The following is a 7,582-nucleotide window of genomic DNA, read 5'->3' as shown; positions in this document are numbered from 1 at the left end:
CGCCCCCCCCGCGGGCCGCGCGCCGCCGGGCGGGGGGCCGCGGCCCCGCCCCCCCCCCCCCCCCCCCCCCCCCCCCCCACCACCATGACCGCCCCGAGCAGGGTGACCGCGGCGGTGACCGCGTACAGGGTGGGGTAGCCGCCCAGGTGCGTGACGATCGGCGCGGCCATCGCGGGGCCGAGAACCTGCGGGGCGGCCGTCGCGATGTTGATGACCCCGAGATCCTTCGCCCGGTCCACCGCGGCCGGCAGCACCTGGGTGATCAGCGCCGTGTCCACCGCGAGGTACACGCCGTACCCCGCGCCGAGCAGCACCGAGGCGACCAGCGCCACCGGCCACGTCGGCCACACCGCCAGCAGCAGCGCGGCGACCGCGATGACGATGCCGGACCAGACCACGAAGACCTTGCGGCGGCCCGAGGAGTCGGAGAGCCGCCCGCCGACCACCGCGGTGGCCACCATGCCGGCCGTGTACAGCAGGATCATGATGAGCAGCCCGGTGTCCGGGTCGGCCAGCCGCACCTTGTCGGTCAGGAAGTACAGCAGGTAGAGCGTGCCCAGCGCGTTGCCGAGCTGCACGAGGAAGCGGGTGCCCCAGGCCCACGCGAAGTCCGGGTGCTCGCGGAACACCCGCCAGATCGCCTTGCCCCGCGGCCGTGCCCGATCGCCGGCGGGCAGCGGGTCGTCCGGCGTCAGCAGCGCGAACGGTACGGCGAGCAGCACCAGCACGACCGCCATCACCACGTACCCGCTCGTGGTGCCGGTGACGACAGCGGTCACCAGGACGGCGCCCAGCACCAGGCCCAGCGCCTGCGGCATGCCGATCCAGCCCGAGACCCGGCCGCGCTGGCGTACGGGCACCCGGTCCGGCACGGCCGCGGTCAGCGTGGCGAGCATGACGTTGAGGCCGACCTGCGCGCCGGCCCAGCCCACGGCAACTCCCACGACGGAGTCCTGTACGCCGAGGAAGAGCAGGGACAGCAGGGTCACAGCCGCGCCCGACAGGGTCCAGACGTGCCGGCGCCCGTACGCTCTTCCGCCGACCCGCAGCCGCGTCCGGTCGGACAGCGCGCCGGCCGCGGGGTTCACGATGATCGCCACGAGCGCCCCGACGCCGGTGACCCACCCGAGCGCGGCCTCCTTGCTGCCCACGCCGATCTCGGCGATCTGCTCGGGCAGCAACACCTGCACCGGGGTGAAGAACACCATCCACAGGCCGAGGTTCGCCGCGAACAGCAGGCCGATCCAGGAGCGCCGGACCGGCACGACCGGCTCGGCCAGCGCGGCCGGCGCGCCCTGCGTGACGCTCATGGTGCCTCCGGGCAAACACGAAAGTTCCTCGGACCTTAGATGATCGCGGCCTCCCGAGGAAGGGCGCGGCGCACCGCGGCGGGCAGGGTGCGAAACGCGGTGACGGTGAGCGCCCCGTCCTTCTCCTCCCAGACGCCCTCGATGCGGCCGTTCACCACCAGCGTGGGGGAGATCCAGCCCTGCGGCCGGGAAACCGCGGACCTGGGCCCGCTGCTCATGACATCCAGGCGGCGCAGACTCCCCACCACGTACGGGTCGAAGGCGGGCAGCAGCAGCACCGACTCCCCGCCCGCCGGTCGCTCCGCCCCCGCCGGCAGGAACCCGTGACCGTCCACCGGCTCCAGGTCCAGCCGCGCGAACGCCTTGCGGGCCAGGGCCGGTTTCAGGTCGAACCAGCGCGCGAACTCCGCGGAGTCGGCCGGCCCGTACACGTCCAGGTAGGCCGTCGCCAGCCGGTCGATCGCGTCCTCCACCTCCACCGGCTCCCGGTCGCCGAACCAGGCGCGCGGCGCCACGAACGTCACGTTGCGCCCGCGCGGCGGCCCCGAGCAGAGCAGGCCGCGGAACGCCAGCGGCTTGAGGATCGCCCCGAACCCCTGGATGAGCGGCCCGCGCAGCTCCTCGTGCCCGGTCGCCGCGATCACCGCGCCGGCGAGCTCCTCCCGCGTCATCGGGTCGCCGCCGAGCACGTCCGGCACCGCCGCGATGATGTCCGCCATCTGTGCCTCGGTGACGCCGTGGTACCGCAGCCACGAGCCCGTGGTCTCCCGGGTGCGGGTGCTCATCGCCGCGACCCAGAAAGGCAGGTCGGCGGCGGGCAGCAGGTGCAGCGTGCCGCGGGCGGCCCAGGTGCGCACGAGCGTACGGTCGTTCCACAGGGCCTTCTCCAGGTCGGCCGGCTCACCCAGCCGCAGGTCCGCCGCGGCCTGGGCGGAGGAGGCGACCTGCGCGTGGATGCCGCCGATCCGCCCGGCCACCTGCACCACGCCGGCGCCCTTCTCGCTGCCGAGGAAGTGCCGCTCGATCCGCCGGCGCAGGACCTCGTCGAGATTCATGCGTCCGAACCCTAGGCGCGCTCCACCTTGACCGGCGCCTCGGACGCGAGTAGTTTACCGACTAGTTAATTAACCAGATGGTGAAGCAAGGGGAGTGGTGACCATGGGCAAGCTGGTGGCGGTGTCGTACGTGACCCTCGACGGCGTCTTCGAGGAGCCGGCGTGGAGCGGGCCGTACTTCAACGACGAACTCGGCAGCTGGCAGGACGCCAACCTGCGCGAGGCGGACGCCCTGCTGCTGGGACGCAAGACGTACGAGGGCTTCAAGGCCGCCTGGCCGCAGATGGAGGCGGCGACCGGCGACTTCGGCAAGCGGATGAACTCGATGCCCAAGCACGTCGCCACCACCACGCTCACCGAGCCGGAGTGGAACGCGACGTTCCTGCAGGGCGAGGTCGCCGAGGCGGTCGCGCGGGTCAAGGCCGGGCCGGAGAACCTGCTGCTCAACGGCAGCGCCGAGCTGCTCAACCACCTGACCCGGCACAACCTGGTCGACGAGTACCGGATCATGGTCTACCCCCTCGTGGTCGGCGAGGGCCGCAAGCTGTGGCACGAGGGCACCAAGGTCGCGCTCGCCCACACCGGCTCCTGGACCACGAAGACCGGGGTCGAGGTCATCACGTACGTCCCGGCCTGAGCCGATGGCGACCGACCAGCTCAGCGTCATCTTCGCCGCGCTCGCCGACCCGACCCGCCGGGCGATCCTGGCCCGCCTGGCCGAGGGCGAGGCGACCGTGAACGAGCTGGCCGCGCCGTTCGCCATGACCCTGCCCGCCATCTCCAAGCACCTCAAGGTGCTGGAACGCGCCGGCCTGATCTCGCGCGGCCGGGAAGCCCAGTGGCGGCCCTGCCGGCTCGAGGCCGAGCCGCTGCGGGAGGCCTCGGAGTACGTGCAGCGGTACCGGCGCTTCTGGGAGTCCAGCCTCGACAAGCTCGACGAGCACCTGAACCGCCTGATGAAGGGAACGAACCCGTGAGCGACGAGATGACGTACCGCGAGCTCGACATCGTGCGGGTGTTCGACGCGCCCGTGCAGCTGGTCTGGGACGCCTGGACCGACCCGGATCAGATCGCTGCCTGGTGGGGCCCGGCCGGGATGCACACGCCGCGCGAGAGCGTCGAGATGGACGTACGCCCGGGAGGCGTGTTCCGGCTGACCATGGTGACCGGCGCCGGGGCCGAGTTCCCCTCCGACATGCGCTTCACCGTGGTCGACCCGCCGCGGACGCTCGCGTACGAGTGGGACGGGCAGCGCGGCCTGGGCGGCGGCTCGGTCACCATCACGCTGCGCGATCTCGGCGACGGCCGTACTGAGCTCACGAACCACTTCGCCGGCCACCTCACCGACGCCGTCCAGAGCTTCATGCGGGAGGGCACCGGCCAGCAGCTCGACAAGCTGGCCGCGTACGTCAGACGGTGAACCGGTCGACCAGCTCGGTGAGCCGCCGGGCGGTCGCGTCGAGCTCGCCGGCCGCCTCGTGCGACACGGTCACCGCCGCGCGGGTGCTCTCCACGGCTCCGCTCACCGCGCCGATGTCGCCGGCGATCTCCCGGCTGCCTGTGGCCACCTCGACGATGTTGCGGGACATCTCGGCGGTCGTCGCGGCCTGCTCCTCCACGGCCGCGGCGATCGCGTTCTGGTAGTCGTTCACCCGGGCGATCGTCGCCGTGATCGCGGTGATCGCGTCCACCGCCCGCGCCGTGTCGCCCTCGATCGCCGACACCCGCGCGGTGACGTCCTCGGTCGCCTTGGCGGTCTCCTGGGCCAGGTCCTTGACCTCGCCGGCGACGACCGCGAACCCCTTGCCCATGTCGCCCGCCCGGGCGGCCTCGATCGTCGCGTTGAGGGCCAGCAGGTTGGTCTGCTCGGCGATGCTGGCGATCAGCCGCACCACGTCGGCGATCTGGCCGGTGGAGGCGCGCAGCTCGTCGATGACGCCGGAGGCGGTGGCGGTCAGGCCCACGCCGTCGCGCCCGGCCTGCGCCGCGTCCTGGGCGTTGCCGGAGATCTCGCCGATCGACGCGCCCATCTCCTCGGCGCCGGCCGCCACGGTCTGCACCACGGTCGAAATCTCGTCGGCGGCGCGGGTGGCGGAACCGGCCTGCTCAGCCGCGGCCGCGGCCGAGGCGGTCAGCTCCGCGCCGGTCGCCGCGACCTGGTCGGCCGAGCGGGACACCTCCCGCGAGGCGCCCGTGACCTCGACCATCACCTGGCGCAGCTCGGCCACGGCGGTGGTGAGCGCCGCGCCGGCCCGGCCGATCTCGTCGTGGCCGTCCGCCGGGACGGAGACGGTGAGGTCCCGCTTCGCCAGCCGCGACAGCCCGGCGGTGAGCGCCTTCAGCCGCCGTGAGATCTTCCGGGCCTGCCAGGCGGCGAACAGCCCGCCGGCCACGGCCAGCAGCAGGGCCGCCAGGAGGAACGCGATGAGCATGGCGCGGCGGCCGTCCTGGACCGCGTCGACCGCGCCGGCGGTGTCGCCGTCGTACCCGCCCACGGCGATCGCCCACGAGTACTGCGGGTACGACGCCACGGTCACGGTCGTGTCCCCGGCCGGCGCGCCCGCGGCCCCCGGCAGCCGGTACGCGGCCCGCCACGTCGCGCCACCGGTCAGCTTCGACGCCTGGCCGACGATCTGCTCGACGTACTTGGTGCCGTCCGCGTCGGTGGCGCCCAGGTCCGTACGCCCGGCCGCCCCGGGGATGCTGGAGGCGATGATCCGGCCCGCGTCGGCCTTGTTGGTGCTGTAGACGGTCACCCAGCCGTTGTCCCGGACCTTGCTGCCGGAGATCGCGTCGGTCAGCTCCTTGAGCGCCTCGGACTGCTGCACGCCGACGTACAGGGCCCCGACGACCCGTCCGGCCGAGTCCTTGATCGGGTCGTACGCCGTGATGTACCAGGAGCCCACGACCAGCGCGACGCCCCGGTACGGCTTGCCGGCCTTGATCGCGGTGGCCACGGCGTTCGGGGCGCCGTCGGCCCCCACCGCCGGGATGAACGTGCCGATGGCCCGCCGGTTGCCCGTGGTCTTGACGTTGGTGCCGACGCGCAGGAGGTCACCGGCGTCGTTCATCCGCTGGAAAACCGTCACTGTGCCGCCGAGCAGCGACACGACGTCGTCGACGAACGGCGTGGGCTTGCGCAGGTCGAGGTTCTGGCCCAGCCACTGCCCGGCCACGGTCATCCGGGGCAGCGTGACCGTCTGCTTGTCCTGGGTGAACTGGTTGGTGGCGGTCCACGCCGCCGTGCGGTCGGCGAACTCCACGCCGCCGCGCTGGGCCAGCAGCTGGTTCGCGGCCGTCATGTCGCCGTTCACACCGGACTGGATCTCGTCGCCCACCGAGCCCACCAGGCGGGTTACCTCGTCCGTGGTGCGGTTGAGGTCCTCGGTGGTCAGCTTCTCCACCTGCGCCTGGGTGCGGTCGGCGAACGCGTCGCTCTGCCACGCGCCGACCCCGGAGAGGACCGCGGCGGTGCTCAGGACGCCGCCCAGGCCCAGGGCGAGAAGCTTGTGACCGATCTGCAGACGCGCCATGAAGGCCTGTTCGGCCGTTTCGGGCAAAAAATGAGGGGGTGGCGAGCGCCACCCCCTCACAACACGTACGAGCTTCGTCAGCTGTCGCCGCCGGTCTCGCCGACCGGGGCGGCGTTCACGTCGTCGATCGCGTACTTCTTCGCGGCCTCGGCCGGGACGTGCGACGGCACCTTGCCGCGCAGCGCGAGCTGGCGCAGCGTCGCCACCGTCACCGACTCGGCGTCCACGTGGAAGTGCCGGCGCAGGGCGTGCCGGGTGTCGCTCATGCCGAACCCGTCGGTGCCCAGCGACGTGTAGTCGTTCGGCACCCAGCGGCTGATCAGGTCGGGCACCGCCCGCATCCAGTCGCTGACCGCGACGGCCGGGCCCTCGGTGCCCTCGAGCTTGGCCTGGATGTACGGCTTGCGCGGCTGGTCGCCCGGGTTCATGAGGTTGTGCTCCTCGGCCTCCACCGCGTCGCGGCGCAGCTCGGTCCAGGAGGTCACCGACCACACGTCCGCGGCGACGCCCCAGTCCTGGGCGAGCAGCTGCTGCGCCTTGAGCGCCCACTGCATGCCCGTGCCTGAGGCGAGCAGCTGCGCCTTCGGGCCCGTGGCCTGCGGAGCCGCCGCGTACCGGTAGATGCCCTTGAGCAGGCCCTCCACGTCGACGCCCGAGGGCTCCGCCGGCTGCACGATCGGCTCGTTGTAGACCGTGAGGTAGTAGTAGATGTTCTCCTGGTTCTCGCCGTACATGCGGTGCAGGCCGTTCTCGACGATGTGCGCGATCTCGAACGCGAACGCCGGGTCGTACGCCACCACGGCCGGGTTCGTCGCCGCGATCAGCAGCGAGTGCCCGTCCTCGTGCTGCAGGCCCTCGCCGTTGAGCGTGGTGCGCCCGGCGGTCGCGCCGAGCAGGAAGCCGCGGGTCATCTGGTCCGCGGCCGCCCACAGCTCGTCGGCGGTGCGCTGGAAGCCGAACATCGAGTAGAAGATGTACAGCGGGATCATCGGTTCGCCGTGCGTCGCGTACGACGTGCCGGCCGCGATGAAGCTGGCCGTGGAGCCGGCCTCGTTGATGCCCTCGTGCAGGATCTGCCCGTTGGTGGCTTCCTTGTACGACAGGAACAGCTCGCGGTCGACCGACGTGTACGTCTGGCCGTGCGGCGAGTAGATCTTCTTGGTCGGGAACAGGGAGTCCATGCCGAACGTGCGCGCCTCGTCCGGGATGATCGGCACCCAGCGGGCCCCGAACTCCTTGTCCTTCATGATGTCCTTGAGCAGCCGGACGAAGGCCATCGTGGTGGCGACCTTCTGCTTGCCCGAGCCGCGCTTGACGTCGCCGAACTTCGCCGAGTCCGGGATGTTCAGCGGGATCGACTTCGTCCGCCGCGACGGCAGGTAGCCGCCCAGCTCACGCCGTCGCTCCTGCAGGTACTTCATCTCGTCCGAGTCCTCGCCCGGGTGGAAGTACGGCGGGAGGTACGGGTTCTCCTCGAGCTGCTTGTCGGAGATGTCCAGGTAGAGGCGGTCGCGGAAGCCCTTGAGGTCGTCCAGGGTGAGCTTCTTCATCTGGTGCGTGGCGTTACGCGCCTCGAAGTGCGACCCCAGCGTCCAGCCCTTGATGGTCTTGGCGAGGATGACGGTGGGCTGGCCGGTGTGTTCCATCGCGGCCTTGTACGCGGCGTACAGCTTTTTGTAGTCGT

General features: G+C 71.9%; 7 protein-coding genes. 3 read left to right on the top strand and 4 right to left on the bottom strand.

Annotated elements, in window-relative coordinates; translation table 11 throughout:
• A partial coding sequence (locus IT780_RS23330; protein WP_199513778.1) for an MFS transporter occupies positions 1–1,310 on the bottom strand: 1,310 nt, incomplete at its 3' end.
• Between the two features lie 35 nt (positions 1,311–1,345).
• Positions 1,346–2,365: a winged helix DNA-binding domain-containing protein gene (locus tag IT780_RS23325; protein ID WP_199513777.1), complete on the bottom strand. Its 1,020-nt coding sequence runs from the start codon at positions 2,363–2,365 to the stop codon at positions 1,346–1,348.
• Between the two features lie 103 nt (positions 2,366–2,468).
• On the opposite strand from IT780_RS23325, the gene IT780_RS23320 reads away from it, so the two are divergent.
• Genes IT780_RS23320 through IT780_RS23310 form a run of 3 tightly spaced genes read left to right on the top strand, consistent with a single transcriptional unit; the run spans position 2,469 to position 3,785 of the window.
• On the top strand, positions 2,469–3,002 hold the full coding sequence (locus IT780_RS23320) for a dihydrofolate reductase family protein (RefSeq protein WP_199513776.1): 534 nt from the start codon (positions 2,469–2,471) through the stop codon (positions 3,000–3,002).
• 4 nt (positions 3,003–3,006) lie between these two features.
• Positions 3,007–3,342 (top strand): ArsR/SmtB family transcription factor, encoded by a 336-nt coding sequence (locus tag IT780_RS23315; RefSeq protein ID WP_199513775.1) that lies wholly within the window; start codon positions 3,007–3,009, stop codon positions 3,340–3,342.
• Positions 3,339–3,785, top strand: coding sequence for an SRPBCC family protein (locus tag IT780_RS23310; protein ID WP_199513774.1), 447 nt, complete (start codon positions 3,339–3,341; stop codon positions 3,783–3,785). The genes IT780_RS23315 and IT780_RS23310 overlap by 4 nt, the downstream gene beginning before the upstream one ends.
• Here IT780_RS23310 and IT780_RS23305 read toward each other — a convergent pair.
• Both IT780_RS23305 and IT780_RS23300 read right to left on the bottom strand, forming a co-directional pair.
• Positions 3,775–5,898, bottom strand: a complete 2,124-nt coding sequence (locus tag IT780_RS23305; RefSeq protein WP_199513773.1) for a methyl-accepting chemotaxis protein — start codon at positions 5,896–5,898, stop codon at positions 3,775–3,777. The genes IT780_RS23310 and IT780_RS23305 overlap by 11 nt on opposite strands.
• A gap of 77 nt (positions 5,899–5,975) precedes the next feature.
• A partial coding sequence (locus IT780_RS23300) for a transketolase-like TK C-terminal-containing protein (RefSeq protein WP_443678588.1) occupies positions 5,976–7,582 on the bottom strand: 1,607 nt, incomplete at its 5' end.

The sequence above is a fragment of the Nucisporomicrobium flavum genome (assembly GCF_016464385.1).
GTDB classification, from domain to species: domain Bacteria; phylum Actinomycetota; class Actinomycetes; order Mycobacteriales; family Micromonosporaceae; genus Actinoplanes; species Actinoplanes flavus_A.
This window is presented reverse-complemented; position numbering and strand designations above follow the sequence as displayed.